This is a genomic window from Lentzea sp. HUAS12, assembly GCF_024125735.1.
In the GTDB taxonomy this organism is placed as follows: domain Bacteria; phylum Actinomycetota; class Actinomycetes; order Mycobacteriales; family Pseudonocardiaceae; genus Lentzea; species Lentzea albida.
Genome location: NZ_CP099738.1, coordinates 2650336 through 2669263 on the forward strand (window position 1 = coordinate 2650336; position 18928 = coordinate 2669263).

General features: G+C 71.4%; 16 protein-coding genes. 7 read left to right on the forward strand and 9 right to left on the reverse strand.

Translation table 11 applies throughout. The annotated features are described in order from the left end of the window. Positions 1-17: 17 nt before the first annotated feature. From ND450_RS11705 to ND450_RS11725, 5 genes are all read right to left on the reverse strand, one after another. On the reverse strand, positions 18-1046 hold the full coding sequence (locus ND450_RS11705; RefSeq protein ID WP_089918056.1) for a substrate-binding domain-containing protein: 1029 nt from the start codon (positions 1044-1046) through the stop codon (positions 18-20). Positions 1047-1090: 44 nt separating this feature from the next. After that, the gene (locus ND450_RS11710) at positions 1091-2122 is read right to left on the reverse strand and encodes an ABC transporter permease (RefSeq protein WP_089918059.1); all 1032 of its coding nucleotides are present in this window, start codon (positions 2120-2122) and stop codon (positions 1091-1093) included. After that, positions 2119-3630: a sugar ABC transporter ATP-binding protein gene (locus tag ND450_RS11715; protein ID WP_253326167.1), complete on the reverse strand. Its 1512-nt coding sequence runs from the start codon at positions 3628-3630 to the stop codon at positions 2119-2121. The genes ND450_RS11710 and ND450_RS11715 overlap by 4 nt, the downstream gene beginning before the upstream one ends. Before the next feature lie 161 nt (positions 3631-3791). Then, positions 3792-3977 (reverse strand): hypothetical protein, encoded by a 186-nt coding sequence (locus ND450_RS11720; protein WP_253326168.1) that lies wholly within the window; start codon positions 3975-3977, stop codon positions 3792-3794. Positions 3978-4065: 88 nt separating this feature from the next. After that, positions 4066-5226: a beta-ketoacyl synthase N-terminal-like domain-containing protein gene (locus ND450_RS11725; protein ID WP_253326169.1), complete on the reverse strand. Its 1161-nt coding sequence runs from the start codon at positions 5224-5226 to the stop codon at positions 4066-4068. A gap of 206 nt (positions 5227-5432) precedes the next feature. Here ND450_RS11725 and ND450_RS11730 point away from each other — a divergent pair, with 206 nt between their 5' ends. The 3 genes from ND450_RS11730 (at position 5433) to ND450_RS11740 (ending at position 11713) form a co-directional block, all read left to right on the forward strand. After that, complete coding sequence (locus ND450_RS11730; protein WP_371927689.1) at positions 5433-8192, forward strand: EAL domain-containing protein; 2760 nt, start codon at positions 5433-5435, stop codon at positions 8190-8192. Between the two features lie 380 nt (positions 8193-8572). Further along, positions 8573-11284, forward strand: coding sequence for a GH92 family glycosyl hydrolase (locus ND450_RS11735; protein ID WP_253326171.1), 2712 nt, complete (start codon positions 8573-8575; stop codon positions 11282-11284). A 129-nt stretch (positions 11285-11413) separates the two neighbouring features. Further along, positions 11414-11713 carry a hypothetical protein gene (locus tag ND450_RS11740; RefSeq protein WP_253326172.1) on the forward strand — a complete coding sequence of 100 codons (300 nt, stop codon included), beginning with the start codon at positions 11414-11416 and terminating at the stop codon, positions 11711-11713. A 40-nt stretch (positions 11714-11753) separates the two neighbouring features. Here ND450_RS11740 and ND450_RS11745 read toward each other — a convergent pair whose 3' ends face one another. Beyond that, complete coding sequence (locus ND450_RS11745; protein ID WP_253326173.1) at positions 11754-12506, reverse strand: DUF1990 family protein; 753 nt, start codon at positions 12504-12506, stop codon at positions 11754-11756. A 186-nt stretch (positions 12507-12692) separates the two neighbouring features. Here ND450_RS11745 and ND450_RS11750 point away from each other — a divergent pair, with 186 nt between their 5' ends. From ND450_RS11750 to ND450_RS11765, 4 genes are read left to right on the forward strand one after another with little or no spacing between them, the layout of a single operon-like run. Further along, complete coding sequence (locus ND450_RS11750; RefSeq protein WP_253326174.1) at positions 12693-13040, forward strand: DUF2306 domain-containing protein; 348 nt, start codon at positions 12693-12695, stop codon at positions 13038-13040. 11 nt (positions 13041-13051) lie between these two features. Continuing rightward, complete coding sequence (locus tag ND450_RS11755) at positions 13052-13252, forward strand: LuxR C-terminal-related transcriptional regulator (protein WP_371927690.1); 201 nt, start codon at positions 13052-13054, stop codon at positions 13250-13252. Positions 13253-13296: 44 nt separating this feature from the next. Further along, on the forward strand, positions 13297-14112 hold the full coding sequence (locus ND450_RS11760; RefSeq protein ID WP_253326175.1) for an SDR family oxidoreductase: 816 nt from the start codon (positions 13297-13299) through the stop codon (positions 14110-14112). Positions 14113-14127: 15 nt separating this feature from the next. Next, a complete protein-coding gene (locus ND450_RS11765) occupies positions 14128-15030 on the forward strand; it encodes a LysR family transcriptional regulator (protein ID WP_253326176.1) in 903 nt (300 codons plus the stop codon). Here the strand turns inward: ND450_RS11765 and ND450_RS11770 are convergent. From ND450_RS11770 to ND450_RS11780, 3 genes are read right to left on the reverse strand one after another with little or no spacing between them, the layout of a single operon-like run. After that, positions 15010-17031, reverse strand: coding sequence for an iron ABC transporter permease (locus ND450_RS11770; RefSeq protein WP_253326177.1), 2022 nt, complete (start codon positions 17029-17031; stop codon positions 15010-15012). The two genes, ND450_RS11765 and ND450_RS11770, sit on opposite strands and share 21 nt — an antisense overlap. 2 nt (positions 17032-17033) lie before the next feature. Further along, complete coding sequence (locus tag ND450_RS11775) at positions 17034-17990, reverse strand: ABC transporter substrate-binding protein (RefSeq protein ID WP_253326178.1); 957 nt, start codon at positions 17988-17990, stop codon at positions 17034-17036. A gap of 24 nt (positions 17991-18014) precedes the next feature. After that, positions 18015-18833 carry an ABC transporter ATP-binding protein gene (locus ND450_RS11780; RefSeq protein ID WP_253326179.1) on the reverse strand — a complete coding sequence of 273 codons (819 nt, stop codon included), beginning with the start codon at positions 18831-18833 and terminating at the stop codon, positions 18015-18017. Between the last annotated feature and the right edge of the window lie 95 nt (positions 18834-18928).

Sequence of the window (18928 nt, forward strand, 5' to 3'; positions counted from 1 at the left end):
TCGTCACGTGATCTCTCCTAGGACTCGAAGGCGGTCGGCAGGTAGCGGTCGACGTTGTCCTTCGTCACGACCGGGGCGTACAGCTGCACCTGGCGCGGGATCTCCACCTCGACGAGGTCACCGAGGCTCTTCTCCTGCACCGCGAGCCGCGCGAGCCGGATGCCGTCCGCGCCCTGGGTGGACGGGTAGATGACGGTCGCCTTGTGCGGGCCGTTGTCCGCCTTGATCTCGCGCATCACGTTCGCCGATCCGGCGCCGCCGACCATGAAGAACTCGCTGCGGCCGGAGTTCTTGATGGCGGCCGTGACGCCGACGCCCTGGTCGTCGTCGTGGTTCCACAGCGCGTCGATCTTCGGTGCGGCCTGCAGCAGGTTGGCGGCCGCCCGTTCCCCGCTCTCGACGGTGAACTCGGCGGCGACGCGGTTGTTGACCTTCAGCCCGCAGCCCGCGAGCGCCTCGGCGAACCCCTTGCTGCGGTCCTGGGTGAGCGGCAGCGAGTCGATGCCGGCGATCTCCGCGACCACGGAGCCCGGCTTGTCCTTGAGCCGCTCGCAGACGTACGTGCCGGCGGAGACGCCCATGCCGTAGTTGTCGCCCAGCACCGTGGACCGCGCGGCGAACGGGCTGTCGAACTGGCGGTCGACGTTGATCACGGTGATGCCGGCCTTCATGGCCTTCAACGCGACCGGGGTGAGCGCGGCGCCGTCGAACGGCAGCAGGACGATCGCGTTCACCTTGTCGTTGATGAACGTCTCGACCTGGCTGATCTGGAGGTTGACGTCGTTGGTGCCCTCGACGACGCGCAGCTCGACGTCGGAGTACTTGCCGGCCTCGGCCTTGGCGGCGTTGGTGATCGCGGCCATCCAGCCGTGGTCGGCGGCCGGGGCGGAGAAGCCGATGACGACCTTCTTGCCCGGCTCGTCGTTGGCGACCTTCACCCCGCCGCCCTGGTTGCCGCCGCCCTGGGGCTCGGGCGTGTTGCCGGTGCAGGCGGTGAGGACGAGTGCGGACGCTGCGGCCAGCACAGCGATTCTCTTGAACTGCATGGGTTTCTTGTCTCCTCGGGTGGCAGCGGTCGTGAGGTGCGGCGTCAAGCGCCGCTGCGCCGGGCGAGCCGCTGCTGCAGGAGGACGGCGACGACGATGATCGCCCCCTTCGCGACGGCCTGGGCGGAGATGGAGAGGTTGTTGAGCGTGAAGACGTTCGACAGCGTGGTGAAGATCAGGACGCCGAAGACGGTGCCCGCGATCGTGCCGCGCCCGCCGGAGAGCAACGTGCCGCCGATGACCACCGCGGCGATCGCGTCCAGCTCGTACAGACCGCCGTGGGTGGCGCTTCCGGTGGTGGTGCGGGCGATGAGCATCACGGCGGCCAAGCCGCAGCACAGGCCGAGGAGCGTGTAGAGCATCACGGTGTGGCGCCGCACGTCGATGCCGGCGAGGCGCGCGGCCTCGGGGTTGCCGCCGACCGCGAACGTGCGGCGCCCGAACGTGGTGCGGTTGAGCAGCACCCACCCGCCGGCCGCGACCACCGCGAAGATCACCACGAGCACCGGTACCCCCAGCACCGATGCGTCGAAGAACGCGGTGAAGCCGGGCACGTTCACGATCTGCGTCTTGCGGTTGGAGATGATCTCGGCGAGACCGCGGGCGGCGGCGAGGCTCGCCAGGGTCGCGATGAACGCCACGACCCTGCCGTAGGCGATGAGCGCGCCGTTGACCAGGCCGCACGCACCACCCACCAGCAGTGCGGTGAACACGATGACGATCCAGTGCGTGTCGTTCGCGATCCCCTGCGTGGCAAGCGTTGTGGCCCACACCGAGGACAGCGCGACGATCGCGCCGACGGACAGGTCGATGCCCCCGCCGGTGATCACGAACGTCATGCCGACGCTCACGACACCGATCACCGCGGCGAGCCGCAGGATGGTGAGCACGTTGTCGACGTCGGCGAACCGGTCGCCCGCGGTGACCACCCCGCCCAGGCACAGCAGCACCAGGGCGACGACGAGGCCGGTGTTGCGCCCGGCCGCGGAGCCGAGCAGGGCCTTGATCCCGGACTCCTTGGCGGGCGGTGCTTTCAGGGTCTGCTGCGCGGGCACGGCGGCGGTGTCCTCGCTCATGCGGCGTGTCCTTCCATGACCAGGTCGAGGACCCGGGACTCGTCGATCTCGTCGGCGGGGCCGTCGTGGACCACCCGGCCCTCGCGCACCACCAGGACCCGGTCGGCCAGCCCCAGGACCTCCTCCACGTCGCTCGACACGACGACCACGGCGACGCCGGAGTCCGCGAGCGCGCGGACGAGTTCGTAGATCTCGCTGCGGGCGCCCACGTCGACGCCGCGGGTGGGTTCGTCGAGCAGCAGCACGCGGCACTCGCGCAGCAACCACCGCGCGAGGACGACCTTCTGCTGGTTGCCGCCGGACAGCCCGCGCACCACGCGGTCGACGCCGGCGGGCCGGACGTCCAGCGACTCGGTCAGGGTGGTGGCGCGGGCGCGTTCGGCCCGGTCGTCGAGGAAGCCGAACCTCGCGAACGACGACATCGACGAGACGGTGATGTTGCGGTACACGGCCTCGTCCAGCAGCAGCCCCTGGCTCTTGCGCTCCTCCGGGCACAGCCCCATCCCGGCGCGCACAGCCGCGCCGACGCTGCCCCGGCGCAGCTTCCTGCCGTCGACCTCGACCGTGCCCCCGGCCGCTTTCCGCGCGCCGTAGACGGTTTCCAGGATCTCGGACCGGCCGGAGCCCACGAGCCCGGCGAGGCCGACGACCTCACCGGCGCGGACCGTGAGGTCCACCGGGTCGAAGTCGCCGTCGGTCAGCCCGCGCACCCGCAGCACCTCGGGCGCGGCGGGATCGACCGGTTTCCGGTGCGGGAACACGTTGTCCAGCACGCGGCCGGTCATCAACGCGATCAGGTCCGGCGTCTTGACCTCCCGCGCGGGCAGGCCCGTCGCGACGGTGCGGCCGTCCTTGAGGACGGTCACCCGGTCGCCGATCTCCCTGATCTCGGCCAGCCGGTGCGAGATGTAGATCACCGCCACCCCCTGGGCGGTGAGCTCCCTGATGATCCCGAACAGCACGCGCACCTCGTCCGGGTCCAGCACGGCCGACGGCTCGTCCATGATCAGCAGCTGCCCGTCGAGCGACAGCGCCCGCGCCATGCTGACGACCTGCTGGTGCGCCACGGACAACCGGCCGACGTCGCGGTCGGGCGAGATCTCCGGGTGCCCCAGCCTCTTCAGCAGCTCGCGCGTCCTGCGCCGCGCGTCCGACCGCCGGGTGAAGCCCGCCGTGGACAGTTCGTGGCCGAGGAACACGTTGTCCGCCACCGACAGGCCCGACACGAGGTCGAGCTCCTGGTAGATGGCGGCCACCCCGCTGCGCATCGCGGCGGTCGGGTTGCCGAACGACACGACCTCGCCGCGCCAGCGGATCTCGCCCTCGTCCGGCCGGTGCGCGCCGGACAGGACCTTGATCAACGTCGACTTGCCCGCGCCGTTCTGCCCGAGCAGGCAGTGCACCTCGCCCGCGCGGACGTCGAAGTCCACACCTCCCAGGGCCGTCACGCCGGGAAAGCGCTTCACCACGCCCCGGACCGACAGCAGTGTCGCGTCCGTGCTCGTCATTGAGTCCTCCGAGGCCCGGCAACCGTTGTGCCGGAAGGGAATTCGGGCTTGAGGACTGCAAAGCTAATTTGGGCGGACCGTCCGGACAAGGTGGCCGGGGTGGCACATATCGGCCATCTTTTGCCTTGACCGGGAGCCGGTCGTGGGCATGAGTGCGGCGGTCAGCGCCGGCGGCGGGTCATGACCAGAGCGGTGCCGGACAGCAGCGTCAGGACGCCGAACGCGATGCCCACCGCGGTGAGGCCGGCGAACGACGCGCCCATGTTGCCGAGCGCGAACACGGCGAGCGCGGTCCAGAGCAGGGTGCGGTTGCGGCGGGTCTTCGCGTCGATTTCGTGGTTCGTCATGGCGAGAACGCTATTGATGGCGCGGTCCGCGCGAGATCCCCCCAGCTGCCGGATCGTGGGTGGAGCAGGCTCCACCCACGGCGGCACGTCAGGCGGGCGGCGCGAGCACGACCACCGAGTTGTGGCCGCCCATGCCGAGCGACGACTTGATCGTGAGACCGTCCCGCATCGGCGTCGGCCCGTCGAGGAGTCGCGGGTGGCCGGACGCGACCACCGGGGGCGCCGGGATGACCCCGCTGTCGTACGCCATGGCGGTCACGGCGACCTCGATCGCCGACGCCGCGCCCTGGCAGTGCCCCGTCAGCGGCTTGACGGAGTAGATGCCGGTGTCCGGCGCGAAGAGCTGCTCGAGGACGGCGGCCTCGGCCGTGTCGCACTGGGCCGTGCCCGGTCCGTGCGCGTTGAGGTAGCGGACGTCGGCGGCGCTCACCGCCGCGTTGTCGAGGGCGTCGGTGAAGCAGGCGGTGATCTGGTCGAGCCCCAGGTCGATGGACGTCACGTGGTACGCGTCGTGCGACATCGCGCCGCCGAGCGTGAGCGCGTAGGGGTTCTTCGCGTCACGCGAAAGGACGAACGCCACCGACGCCTCGCCCATCACGAACCCGCGGCTGCCCTCCTGGAACGGCCGGCAGGCGTCGAGCGGCTCCGCGTCCACGATCGCCACGCCGAGCCGGACGAAGTGGGAGACGTTCTCCGGGGTGAGGGAGAGATCCGTCGCCACGAAGACCACGTCGTCGACGATCCCGGCGTCGAGCCACGCCTTGGCCGTGATCAGCCCGGCGTTGCCCGACGCGCACATCGCCGAGACGTTCATCGCGGGCCCGTGGAAGCCGTACTCCTGCATGAACGTGGACATGGGGGTGGACGGCATCAACGCCAGGTAGTCGTGCACGGGCAGGCGGCCACCACGTGTGACGTAGAAGTCGCGCCACAGGTCGACCTCGCCCAGCACGACCGCGTGCAGGAGGCCGACCCGGCGGCCGGGGGTCCACCCGCGTCTGCCCGCGTCCTCGACGGCCTCCCTGGCGGCCGAGCGCATGGCCTGCGCGAACCGGCTCGGACCGTCCGCCGGGTCACCGCCCTCACCGACGCAGGCGGCCCAGACGGTGTCGCCGGGGAACCGGCTCAGTTCGGGGACGATCGACGCCGAGGGTTTGCCGCTGAGCAGCCCCTCCCAGAGCGACGAGCGGTTCCACCCGTACGCGCTGACCACGCCGATTCCACAGATTCCAATACCAAGCGCGACCATATCCAGCTCCCCCCATACCGAGGGTCGACACTCATTAGAGTGAGGATAACGGCGTAAACCAACTCTCGGTAATACATCGATCGTCCACAGTGGATCTGGCAGAGCGGGCCCTGATCATCGGCCGGACGCGGCGACCCGATATAACCGAACACCATGTTCACGCCAGACGGATGCGGCTCCGGTGGACTGTGTAGTAGGACTTCCGGATGGTCACACCACCGCGGTCCACGGGAGACGTCGGATCGGGGAACCAGGACGTGAGCGGCCTGATCGGTGATGCCGAGTTCGACCACGAACTGCTGGTCGAGCTCGCGCTCTCGGTCGGCGCCGCCGTCGTGTGGTGGCTCGACCTCGGTACCGACCGGCTCGGCTGGAAGCCGGGCCTCGACGCCGTGATCGGTGTGCCCGGCGCCGAACAGGGCATCGTGCGCGACCGTTTGGCCGAGCTGATCGCGCCGCTGACGGTGGCCGCGAAGGCGGCCCCCGCCTGGCAGGACTTCGAGCTGGAGCAGTCCCTCGACACGCCGGTCGGCACGCGCTGGCTGCAGTTCCGCGCCCGCGTCTCGACCCACGACTCCTCGCGCGCCCTGGTCGGCGTGGTCGCCGACGTGACGCGGCGGCACGTCCAGCAGCAGGAGCTCGCCGACCTGGCCGACCGCTACCGGCTGCTGGTCGACCTCGCCCCCGAGGCGATCGTCGTGCACGAGTCAGGGCTGCTCGTGTACGCGAACCCGGCGGCGGTCCAGTTCGTGCGGGCGCGTTCCGAAGCGGACCTGCTCGGCCGGCCGATCACCGACTTCGTGCACCCGGACTCGGCCCCGGAGATGCTGCGGCGGATCTCGAAGCTCACCGAACCCGGCGCGACGAGCGACCCGTCGGACGCCGTGCTCGTCCGGTTCGACGGCGGCACCACCGACATCGAGTCGGTCTCGGTGCGCACGACCTGGGAGGGCAGGCCCGCGTTCCAGGTGATCATGCGGGACGTCACCGAGCAGAAGGCGGCCGCCGCGGTGCTGCGCTACCAGGCCGCTCTCGCCGAGCACGTGAGCGACGCGCTCATCGCGACGACGTCCGACGCCGTCGTGACGAGCTGGAACCGCAGCGCGGAGAAGGTCTACGGCCGGCGTTCGATCGAGGCCATCGGGCGGCCGCTCGCCGAGGTCGTGGGCGCGCCCCTGGACCCGGTCGCGGTGCTGGAGGCGGGCGGCGTCGTCGACGCGGTGCACCGGCGCGCCGACGGCAGCGCGCTGGCGATGCGGGTGTCCGCCGCCCGCATGGACGACGGGTACGTGCTGATCTGCGCGGACGAGACCGCGCGCAGGCGGGCCGAGCACCACTTCACGGCGGTCGTCGCCGCCATCGAGGAGGGTGTGCTCGTCGTCGGCAGCACGGGCCTCGTCGAGTCCGTCAACCCGGCGGCCGAACGCATCCTCGGCGTGCGCGCGCAGGAAGTCATCGGCCAGCCCGCGTCGCTCGCCGAACTGCACGACGAGTCCGGCCAGCCCGTGCCGCAGCACGAGTACTCCTCGGCCATCACCCGCGCGACCGGCAGAGCGCAGCACGGCCGGATCCTGCGCGCGATGCGCCCCGATGGCAGCCACGTCTGGCTGTCGCTGAGCGCCCGCGCCCTCTCCCCGGAAGGCATGCTGCCGTCCGCGACGGTCGTGTCGTTCACCGACATCACCGAACGCCGCATGATCGACAGCCAGCTGGAGCACGAGGCGACGCACGACGCGCTGACGGGCCTGTGCAACCGCACGGTGACGATCAACCGCCTCAGCCCCGCCGCCCGCACCCACCGCTCGGGCCTCACCGCGGTGCTGTTCATCGACCTGGACAAGTTCAAGGTCATCAACGACTCCCTCGGCCACAGCACCGGCGACGAGGTCCTGCGCGTGGTCGGCACGAGGCTGAGCCGCAGCGCCCGCCGCGGCGACGTCGTCGGCAGGCTGGGCGGCGACGAGTTCACCGTCATCGCGTACGGCGTCACCGGCCCCGACGAGGCGACCGCCCTCGCCGACCACGTCCGCGCCGAGCTCAACCGCCCGATCTCGGTGGACGGCCGCCGGCTGCACGTCGACGCGAGCGTCGGCATCGTCCTGGCCGAACCGGGCGACCCCCGCGGCGGCGCCGACCTGCTGCGCGACGCCGACCTCGCGATGTACCAGGCGAAGACGAGGGGCCGCGGCCGCATCGCGTTCTTCGACGTCGAGCTGCGCGACAGCATCCAGCGCCGCCTGCAGCTGGAACAGGACCTCCGCACCGCCCCGCTGGCCGACCAGCTCTGGCTCGCCTACCAGCCGATCGTCGACCTGCGCACCGACGAGCGCACCGCCGTCGAGGGCCTGCTGCGCTGGACGCACCCGCGCTACGGCCTCATCTCCCCCGGCGAGTTCATCGCGCTGGCCGAGGAGAGCGACCTGATCAACATCGTCGGCGCCCACATGCTCCACACCGCCACCCGCGAGATCGCCGACCTGACCCCGGGCCTCGAGCTGACGGTGAACCTGTCGGCCCGCCAGCTCGACGACCCGTGGCTCGTGTCCGCGGTCCGCCACGCCACCCACCGGGCGGGCCTGGACCCCAGCTCCCTCTGCCTGGAGATCACCGAGAGCGCTCTCACCCGCGACCCGGCCCTGGCCGCCCGCACCCTGGCCGCCCTGCGCGAACTGGGCGTGCGCCTCGCGATCGACGACTTCGGCACCGGCTACTCGTCCCTCGCCCAACTGCTCGCCCTGCCGCTGGACACGCTCAAGATCGACCGGTCGTTCACGGCGGGGCTGGGGCGGTCCGACGAGGCGGAGGCGATCGTCACGAGCATCATCGCGATGGCGCACGCGGTGGACATGACGGTGATCGCGGAGGGGGTGGAGCAGGTCGAGCAGCTGGAGATCCTGCGGACCCTGGGGTGCGACCAGGCGCAGGGGTTCCTGCTGGGGCGGCCGGTGCCGCTCGCGGACCTGTGAGAGCCGGGGGCACGGGGAGCTGAGGTCGGCTCGGTGCAAGTCGGGCGGCCCGGGTCGCGGCGCCTCGCCGACTGGTGAGCTGCGCTCAGCGGCTCATGAACTGCAGCTCGGCGGCTGGTGAGCTGCGGCTCGGCGAACACGCCCCACGCCCCACGCCCCACGCCCCACGCCCCACGCCCCACGCCCCACGCCCCGACAACGCTGACATCCCCCACCCCCGCACCCGTCTGCGGCCGAACGGTCGCCTGTGCCGGACCGCGACCACTAGTAGCGTCCCGCAGGTGAGACGACTGCTCAGCGTCGCGTTGTCGTTACTCCTCGGGGGCCGGCCTGCGCGTTGACAACGTTGTCTTCCCTGCCTGACGAGGAGAGGAAGGTCGATGTTCGGCTCCCTGCACCGACGTGCCAGACACCCGATCCCCCTGACGGTCGCCGCCCTGCTGATCGCGGGCCTGGTCACCCCGGCCGCGGCCGCGCCCGCGGCGCTCGCCCTGACCCAGCACGTGAACCCGTTCATCGGCACCGACAACAGCAACTCGCCCAACCCCGTGCCCGGCGGCGCGGGCGGCAGCACCTACCCCGGCGCCGTGGTGCCGTTCGGCATGGTGCAGTTCAGCCCGGACACCCCGACCGCCTCGCCGTCCGGATACCGCTACAGCGACACGAAGATCGAGGAGTTCAGCCTCACCCACTTCAACGGCGCGGGCTGCGCCAACAACGAGGACCTCGGCATCCTGCCGGTCACCGGCACCCTCGGCACCTCTCCCGGCACGAACTGGACCGGCTACGCCGGCGCGTACACGAAGGCCAACGAGTCGGCCGCGCCCGGCTACTACAAGAACCGGCTCGACACCTACAACACCGGCGTCGAGCTCAGCGCCACCAAGCGCACCGGTTTCATGAGGCTCACGTACCCGAGCACGACGACGGCGCGGGTGCTCGTCAACAGCAGCCGCAGCGCCACGGGCAACCGCAACGGGTCGATCGCGATCAACGGCAGCCAGCTCACCGGAACCTTCACGGGCGGCGGTTTCTGCGGGGCGTCCAAGACCTACCAGCTGCACTACGCGATCCAGTTCGACCGCGCGCCGACGGGTTTCGGCACGTGGCTCGGCGGCACGGTGACCGCGGGCTCCGCGAGCACCAGCGGTGTGAACTCGGGCGGCTACGTCACGTTCGACACGTCCGCGAACCCCGTGGTGCAGCTGAAGGTCGGCGTCTCGTTCGTCAGCGTCGCGAACGCGCAGGCGAACCTCGCCGCCGAGAGCCCGGGGTTCGACCTCGCGGGCACCAGGACCGCGGCCGACACCGCGTGGAACGACGTGCTGAACCGCGTGCAGGTGACCGGCGGCTCGGCCGCTGACCTGCAGAAGTTCTACACGGCGCTCTACCACGTGTTCCAGAACCCCAACATCGCCAGCGACGTCAACGGCCAGTACCGCGGCTTCGACCAGGCCGTGCGCACGGCGTCGCACACCGTCTACCAGAACTACTCGGGCTGGGACATCTACCGTTCGTGGGCGTCGCTGATAGCGCTGCTCGCGCCCGCGGAGTCCAGTGACATAGCCAAGTCCATGGTCCTCGACGGGCAGCAGGGTGGGCTGTTGCCGAAGTGGTCGCACAACAGCAACGAGCACTTCGTGATGAACGGCGACCCGGGCCCGATCGTCCTGTCGAGCCTGTACGCGTTCGGGGTGCGCGGCTTCGACACCGCCGCCGCGCTCGCGTTGATGGACAAGAGCTCCAACGGCGGCACCACGCAGGGCGGGACGATCCGCGGGCGGCAGTCCGGCTACCTCGGCAGGCACTACATCACCGAGGACCCGTCGGACTCGCTGGAGTACTCGGCGTCCGACTTCGCCGTCGCCCAGTTCGCGAAGGCGGTCGGCGACACGGCGAAGTACAACACCTACATGACGCGCGCGCAGTGGTGGGCCAACGTCTACAACCCCGAGTCGGGCTACGTGCAGAAGCGCAACGCCGACGGCTCGTGGGCGTGGCCCGTCTCCCCGGCGAGCCCGAGCGGCTACACCGAGGGCAACGCGTCGCAGTACACGTGGATGGTGCCGTACAACTTCGGCGGACTGATCAACCTGATGGGCGGGCCGAAGACGGCGGTCCAGCGCCTCGACCACCACTTCACGCAGCTCAACGGCGGCCTGAGCCAGCCGTACTTCTACATCGGCAACGAGCCGGAGCACGGCGTCCCGTGGGCGTACCACTACGCCGCCCACCCGCAGGGCACGAGTGCGGCGGTGCGGCGGGTGATGACCGAGTCGTTCACCACGGCCGCGGGCGGCCTGCCGGGCAACGACGACCTCGGCGCCACCTCGGCGTGGTACGTCTGGTCCGCCCTGGGCCTCTACCCGCCCACGCCGGGAGCGGACGTGCTCGCGTTGCACGGCCCGCTGTTCCCGTCGATCACCGTCACCAGGCCGTCGGGCACGTTGACGGTCAACGGTACCGGCGCCGGGCCGTCCGCCCAGTACGTGCAGGGCGTCACCCGCGACGGGGTGGCCTCGACGCGGACCTGGTTGCGGTACGGCGACATCTCCGGCAACACGACGCTGAACTTCACCATGGGTTCCTCGCCCGGCACGTGGGGCACCAACGCGGCGGACGTGCCACCGTCCTACAACGACGGTTTCACTCCTCCGCCGCCCGCCCCGGTCCTCGGCACCAACCTCGCGCTGGGCAAGGCCGCCACGGCGTCCACCCCCTGCAACGCCGACGAGGCCGCGGCCAAGGCCTTCGACGGCAGCCTGTCCGGCAAGTGGTGCTCGCTGGCGTCGGGCACGAAGTTCCTCCAGGTCGACCTCGGCGCGGCGCAGAACGTCGGGTCGTTCGTCCTGAAGCACGCGGGTCTCGGCGGCGAGACCACGGGCTACAACACCGGCGCGTACAACGTCCAGACGTCGCTCGACGGCACGACCTGGACCACGGTGGTGAACGTGTCGTCGGTACGGGCCAGCCGTTCGCACCACACGATCACGCAACGGCAGGCGCGGTACGTCCGGCTCAACGTCACCACACCGGCCAACAACGGCAACACCGCGGCGCGGATCTTCGAGTTCGAGGTCTACGCCGGTTAGCGGATGTGCTCCTGACCGGGCCGTGCTGCTCGGTCAGGAGCGCTTCTCCCGATCCACATCTGATCGACAAACGGTCGACCTCCTTGCCGCACAGTGCTTTCGTCACGCACCGAGGGGGAGGATCCAGCCATGCCGTCCTTGCGAGTCGGTTCCGTCCGGACCTGCGCGCACAAGAAGGTCGTCGTTCTCAAGACCGGGCTGAAGGACGGCGGCGAGGACGCCGTGCAGGTCGCCCCGATCATCAAGGCCGAACCGGCCGGCGGACCCAGCGTGGAGATCAGGACCGGTCACGGCCCCCGCTGGGTGCTGGTCGGGCAGGTGAGCACCGTGAAGTCCGCGAGCCTCGCCACCGTGTGGTGGGGGCTGGAGAACGTCAAGGCGGACGCGATGAAGCTGGTGCAGAAGGGGATCGGCGAACTCGGCGGCTAGCGCCCGATCGGCACTCTGGACCACCACCCTGGCACCGCCGTCATCGTGGCCGGCCGGGCCAGGGGCCGATGTGCGCGGGGTCCGGGTCGCGGGCGCCGTCGAGCACCGCGATCGCCCAGAACGGTTCCCTGCCGCAACCGGCGTCCCGCGGCACCTCGACGACGTCCTCGTCACCCGTGCGCGCGTCCGTGACCCGCGGTTGCCGTGCCAGCCGACGGAGGTTCTCGCCGACCGAGGTGTAGAACCGGTGCTGGGCGCGCCTGCCGAAGAAGAACCAGCCGAGCCGGATGAGCGGGTGGGCGCGCGGGTTGACCTGGTTGTAGCTGTTCACCTCGAGCGTGACCACGCCGGACTCGAGGTCCTTGACGACGCGGTAGTCGACGCGGCCGCGTTCGATGTGCCCCTGCAGGGTCTCGTAGCTCCAGCCCCACGAGTAGCGCACGCCGTCCTCGTCGAACCCTGTCTCGGTGATCCGCACGCCCATGACGAACCTGGCCGGCGCGAACCTGCCCACCAGCAGCAGGTCCTTGCCGAGCAGCGGGGCCTCGCGCCGGTAGTGGGCGCGCAGGAGGCCGGCCGGGGTGAACGCGTAGGCGGCGACCTCCTTGTAGGCGTGCCACCACACCGAGTCCTCCTGCGGACGGCCGGGCGGATCGGTGCCGAGGACGAACCTGTGGTGGTCGAAGTGCCACGCCGACCCGCGGATCTCGTCGGGGTCGTAGTTGACCGACCGGGCGCGCAGATCCGTGATGACGTCGTGAACAGGGAGTTCGCTCGCCCGCATGATGCGCATCCAGGCCGAGTACCCGCTGTGCGCCGAATGATCCCGGACCCGCGAAATAGGCATGTTGTGCCGATGCGGCCCGGCCGGGACCGGGTTGATGATCAAGCCGCGGAACGCGTTCCCCGCCGTGCTGCGGCGCGGTGACGGCCCTGCGCGTCCGCTCCGACCGTGTCGCACAGGGAGTTGGGATCACGCATGTCCACTGCAGTCGTGTCGCGGACCGCCGGAAGTCGCTGGTGGTGGTTCCTGTGGGGACTGCTCGCCCTGGCCGCCCTCGCCACCGCCGCCGTCTTCGTGCCGCCGTACCTGGTCGGGGGCACGACCGTGCCGGGCCTCGACCGGATCACGCCCGGCTACTACACCAGTCTCGTGATCCACGCCGTGCCCGCCGGCATCGCGCTCGTCACCGGCCCGTGGCAGTTCATCCCGAAGCTGCGGACGCGCTACCCGCGGCTGCACCGGGTGACGGGGCGCGTGTACCTGGTCGCGGTCGTCGTCGCCTCGCTCGCCGCCGTGTACCCGCGCAGGCGCACGAAACCCTGACGCGGCAACAGGTGGCCGTCTCTCGGCTGGTCGCATCGGGAGCGACGTCGAACGAGGTAGCCAGCCAGCTGTTCGTGAGCAAGCGGACGGTCGACGCGCACCTGCGGGCGATCTTCTCCAAGCTCGGGGTGACGTCGCGACGGCAGTTGAGGGACCACCCGGGGCTCGCGCCCGTAGCGAGCCATGCGCTGCCTGCATGGCTCGCCTGCTAAACCATCGCTGGTGCTCATGCCTCGGCGTTCCTAGCGTGGACCGCATGTCCACATGGTTCATCACAGGAGCGTCCAGGGGGATCGGCCGCGAGCTCGTCGAGCAGGCCCTCGAACGCGGGCACCGCGTCGCCGCCACGGCACGTGACCCTCGCCGGCTCGACGACCTGGCGGAGCGGTACGGCGACCGGTTGTGGCGCCGCGCTCTCGACGTCACGGACACCGCACAGCTCGAGCAGGTGCTCGGCGAGGCGTTCGCCGACCACGAGCGGGTCGACGTGGTGGTGTCGAACGCGGGCAGCGGGGTGTTCGGCGCGGCCGAGGACCTCAGCGACCGTCAGGTCGAGGACTCCATCGCCACCAACCTCACCGCGTCGATCCAGGTCGCGCGCCGGGCCGTGCCGTTGCTGCGCGCCCAGGGCGGCGGGGTGCTCGTGCAGATTTCGAGCATGGGCGGGCACATCACGTTCCCCGGCTTCGCGATCTACCACGCCACCAAGTGGGGTGTGGAGGGCTACTTCGAGGCGCTGGCCACCGAGGTCGCGCCGTTCGGCATCAGCACGGTGCTGGTCGAGCCCGGCATGGTCCGCACGGGTTTCTACGAGTCCGCGCAGCGCGTGCCGGTCAGTGAGCCCTACCGCGGCGGTCCCGCGGACACGTCACCGCCGCCGGTCGACTCCATGCCGGGCAGTCAGTCAGGCGTCGCGAACGCGGTGATCAACGCCGCGCTCTCCGACGCGCCGCCGTTGCGGTTGCTGCTCAACTCCGACGCCTACGACCTGGTGACGGGCTCGGTGCGGGAGCGGCTGGCCGCGTTCGAGGCGCAGAAGGAGTCGGCGCACGCCGCGGACCACGAGGTCTGACGCGATACTGGCCGCATGTCGGAGATGACCTTGACCGGGTTGCGCGTCGTCGTCGAGGTCGCGCGGCGGGGGTCGTTCACCGCGGCCGCCGACGCGCTCGGGTACACGCAGTCCGCGATCTCCCGGCAGGTCGGCGCGATGGAGGCGGCGGTGGGCAGCCCGCTGTTCGAGCGGTGGGCGCGCGGGGTCCGGCCGACGACGGCGTGCGGGGCGCTTCTCGCGCACGCCAGGCAGGTCGTCTCGCACGTGGAGGCCGCCGAGCTGGAGATCGCGGGGCTGCGCGACCGGCTCGCGGGCCGGCTGGCGGTGGGCGCCTATCCGACGGCGGCGGCGAGCCTGGTGCCGCGGGCGATCGCGCGGGTGAAGGAGGAGCACCCCGCGTTGACCGTCCGGCTCGGGGAGGCCGGCAGCCCGGTGGTGCTGCGACGGCTGCGGGCCGGGCGGGTCGAGGTCGGCGTGATCGCGGTCGGAGACGGCCTGCCCGACTACGACCTGGAGGGATTGCGCACGGAGTCCGTGGCCGTCGCGCGCGGGCTCGGTGTCGCGGTGGCGGACGGGCACCCGTTCGCCGGTCAGGCCGAGGTCGACGTGCGCGACCTCGCGGGCCAGGTGTGGGTCGTGGGCACGGGCGGAGAGGGCGACCCGCAGTTCGGCGCGTGGCCGACCCTGTCCTCACCCGTCATCGGGCACGAGGCCAGGACCTGGCAGACCCGGCTCGGCCTCGTGGCCGCCGGGCTCGGTGTGTCCGTCCTGCCCGGACTGGCAGCGGACGTGGTCCCGCGCGGCGTCACGTGGGTCCCCGTCCGCGACGACGGTCTGGCCGAACGGCGCCGGACCGTCGTCGTCACCGGGCAGGAGCGCTCCCCCGCCGCCGAGGCGTTCGTGCGGGCGTTGCGCTCAGGTCCGGGCGGCTCGTGACCGCCACAGCACCAGCACGAAGTACGGCGTCCCCACCAGCGCGATGACGAGTCCCGCCGGCACCTGCGCCGGAGCGATCACCGTGCGCCCCAGCGTGTCCGCGGCGCTCACCAGGATCGCGCCGATCGCCGCCGCCACAGGGATCACGCGGGCGTGCCTGCCCCCGACGAGCGAGCGCGCGAGGTGCGGTGCGACGAGTCCGACGAACGCCACGACACCGATCGCGGCCACGGCCGTCGCCGCGAGGACACCGCACGCGGCCAGGATCACGACGCGCGACCGCTCCAGGGGCATGCCGAGGATGCGGGGCGTGTCGTCGTCGATGCCGTGCAGGTCGAGCTCGCGGTGCCGCGACCACAGCAACGGGGTCAGCACCGCCAGCGCGATCAGTCCGGGCACCACCTGGTCGAGCGTCCGGCCGTAGGTCGAGCCGGACAGCCAGGTGAGGGCCTTGGCCATGTTCCACGGGTCCGACGTCACGATCATCAGCGTGATCAGCGCCATCCCGCCGGACCAGAGCCCGATGCCGATGACCACCAACCGGTCCGAGTCGAGGCCCGAACGCCAGGCGAGGCCGTAGACCAGCACGAACGCGACCAGCGCGCCCGCACCGGCGGCGCCGGCGATCTGCCACGCGCCGGCCAGCGGCACGAACGTGATCAGCGAGATGGCGCCGAGGCCCGCGCCCGCGGTGATGCCCAGCAGGCCCGGTTCGGCGAGCGGGTTGCGGCTCACCGACTGGATCCCGCAGCCCGACACCGCCAGTGCCGCGCCCGCGGTCATCGCCGCCAGCACGCGCGGCAGGCGCTGGTCGAGCACGAACGTCAGCGCCGTGCCGGTGCGGCCGGACACCCAGTTCACCATGTCGCCCAGCAACACCAGCCGGTCGCCGAACAGCATGCCGACGACCGGGGCGGCGACCAGCAGCACCCCGACCGCGACGCCGGTGACGACGAGACGGCGACGCGAGCCCGCCACTGCGACACGACCTGCCGGAGGCTGCCGCCGGGTGCCGCCGGGACGGCTGCGGCGGGCGAGCCACACGAGGACCACCGCGCCGACCACCGTGGTGATCACACCGGTCGGCACGCGCAGCGCCTCCGCCGAGCCCATCACGGCGCGGAGCAGGACGTCCGCGCCGAGCACCAGCACGACGCCGAGAAGACCCGACAGGGGCAGCAGTACGCGGTGCCGCCCCTCCCGCGACATCAGCAACCGCGTGATCACCGGGGCGCACAGGCCGACGAACCCGACGGGGCCGGCGACCGTCACCGCCGCGGCGGTCAGCGCCACGGTCAGCAGCACCGCGCCGACGCGGGTGCGGCGGACCTTCAGTCCCACGACCGTCGCGTTGTCGTCGCCCAGGGCGAGAACGTCGAGCGACCGTCCCATCGCGACCAGCGCGATGGTCGCGGCGAGCACGATCGGGGCCATCTGGGCCGTGGCGTCCAGGTTCGCGACGCTGAGCGAGCCGCTCCCCCACGCGAACAGCCCGGACGTCTCCTGCTCGTAGGTCAGCAGCAGGAGGATGGTGATCGACTGCAACGCGAGCGTCACGGCCGAGCCGATGAGCACCAGCCGCGGGGTCGCCGATCCGGCGCCGGACAGGCCCAGCACCACGGCCGCGGCGGCAAGAGCGCCCACGAACGCCGTCGCACCGGCGGGCAGCGTCGGCAGCGTCAACCCGAAGGCCGACACCGTGACGACCGCGAGGTACGCGCCGGCGTTCACGGCGAGGGTGTCCGGTGCGGCCAACGGGTTGCGGGCCACGGACTGCATGCCCGCGCCCGCGACGCCCAGTGCCACACCGAGCAGCAGGGCGGTCAGCAGGCGCGGCACCCGGGAACCGGTGAGCACCGCGTAGGTCTGCTCGTCACCGGCACCGACCAGGGCGCGCAGGACGTCGAGCACGCCGGTGTCGGCGGTGCCCTGGGTGAGGTGGACGGCGGCGAGCAGGACGATGACGACCAGGCTCGCCGCCGTGACGACGGCGTTCCTCACGGTCAGGAGAGCGCCTTCACGAACTGGTCGGCGATGCGGATGACGGACTTGGGCCCGCCGAACGTCCAGGTGCCCGGCTCGAACTTGTGGACCTTCTCGGCCGTCACGAACGGAAGCCGCTGCCAGACCGGGTTCTGCGCGAGGCCGGTGGTGAAGACGTCGTCCTCCGACGCGCTGTAGAACAGCACGGTGTTCGGGTCGGTGAGCGCGGTCAGGCCCTCGACGTCGGTCTGGCCGAGCGCCCACTGCGGGTCGACCTGGCCGGTCCACGCGTTCTTCAGGCCGAGCGCCTCGGCCGTGTCGGAGACGAGCGAGCCCTTGCCGAACGGGCGGATGCTGACGGTGCTGCCCTCCAGGTAACCGTCGGCCATGAAGAACGGCGTACCCGCCTTGGCCTCCAGCGCCTTCCTGCCCTCGGCGAGCTTGCTGTCCATTTCGGACAGCAGCTGGTCGGCCTCCGCGGTCTTGCCCATCGCCTGGGCGATCATCTTCACGTCGTCGCGCAGGCGGTCGAAGTTGCGCGCGGCGTCACTGGACTTCGTGACGACGACCGGCACGTACTTCTCCAGCTGCGGCACGACCGTCGAGTCGCGCTCGGCGGCCATCACCACGACGTCCGGGTTCAGCGCGACGATCGAGTCCACGCTGGGCTCACCGCGCTTGCCGACGTCCTCGACCGAGGCGTCCAGGGCGACGGCCGCGTCCCACGTCTTGTAGCCCGCGGTGTCGGCGACGCCCACCGGCATCACGCCGAGCGACGCGACGATCTCCGCCTCGCCCCACTCCAGGGCGACGACGCGTTTCGCGGCGGACTTCAGCTCGACCGCCTTGCCGCGCGAGTCGGTGACCGTGACCGGACCGCCCGCGTTCTCGGCGGGTGCGCTCGACTGCGGTGACTCCGTGGTGCCGCAGGCGGCGAGGACGATCGCGGCGGTCGCGACCAGGATCGGGATGCGCATGACAGGTTCTCCAGGAGGGGTCGTTCAGGGGCGGGGTGTGTGCCTGCCGACCGGGCGGCAGTGCAGGGTTCCGGTGACCGGGTCGTCCGCGACGTGCACCACGACGCCGTACGCCTCGGTCAGGTGCTGGGCGGTGAGCACTTCCTTCACGGCGCCGCTCGCCAGCGCCCTGCCCTGAGACAGCAGGACGACGTGGTCGGCGACGATCGCGGCGTGGTCGAGGTCGTGCAGGACGACGCCGACCGCCACGCCGTGGTCGTCGGCGAGGTCGCGGACGACGTCGAGGATCTCGACCTGGTAGCGCAGGTCGAGGTGGTTGGTCGGTTCGTCGAGCAGCAGCACCGAGGTCTGCTGGGCGAGGCACGAGGCCAGCCACACGCGCTGCAGCTCGCCGCCGGACAGTTCGTCGACGCCGCGGGAGGCCATGTCGCTGACGCCCGTCATCGCCATCGCCCTGGCGACGGCGGCCGCCCCGTCCGGGTCGACGCCGCGCCAGCCGGAGCGGTACGGGTGGCGCCCGTAGCCGACGACGTCCTCGACGGACACCCCCGACGGCGTGGGCCGCTGCTGGGTGAGCAGGGTGACGTTGCGCGCGAACTCCTTGCCGGACAAGGCGGATCCGCGCCAGACCGCCCGGTCGCCCAGGTGGACCTCGCCGCCCTTCGGCCGGTGCAACCGCGCCAGCGACCGCAGGACGGTCGACTTGCCGGACCCGTTGGGGCCGACCAGCGCCGTGACGGCACCCGGCGTCAGCTCCACCGAAACGCCGTGCACGACCTCGTGCTCGTGGTGTGCGAGCACCAGGCCGCGCCCGGTCAGCACCACCCCGTCCATCTGCAACATGAAGGGGAGCCTAACCTAACAATCAGGCTCCTCAGGCGGGGCAAAGCTCACAATTCGTCCACGAAGGACGGTCGTCGTGCACGCTCGGCGACCGG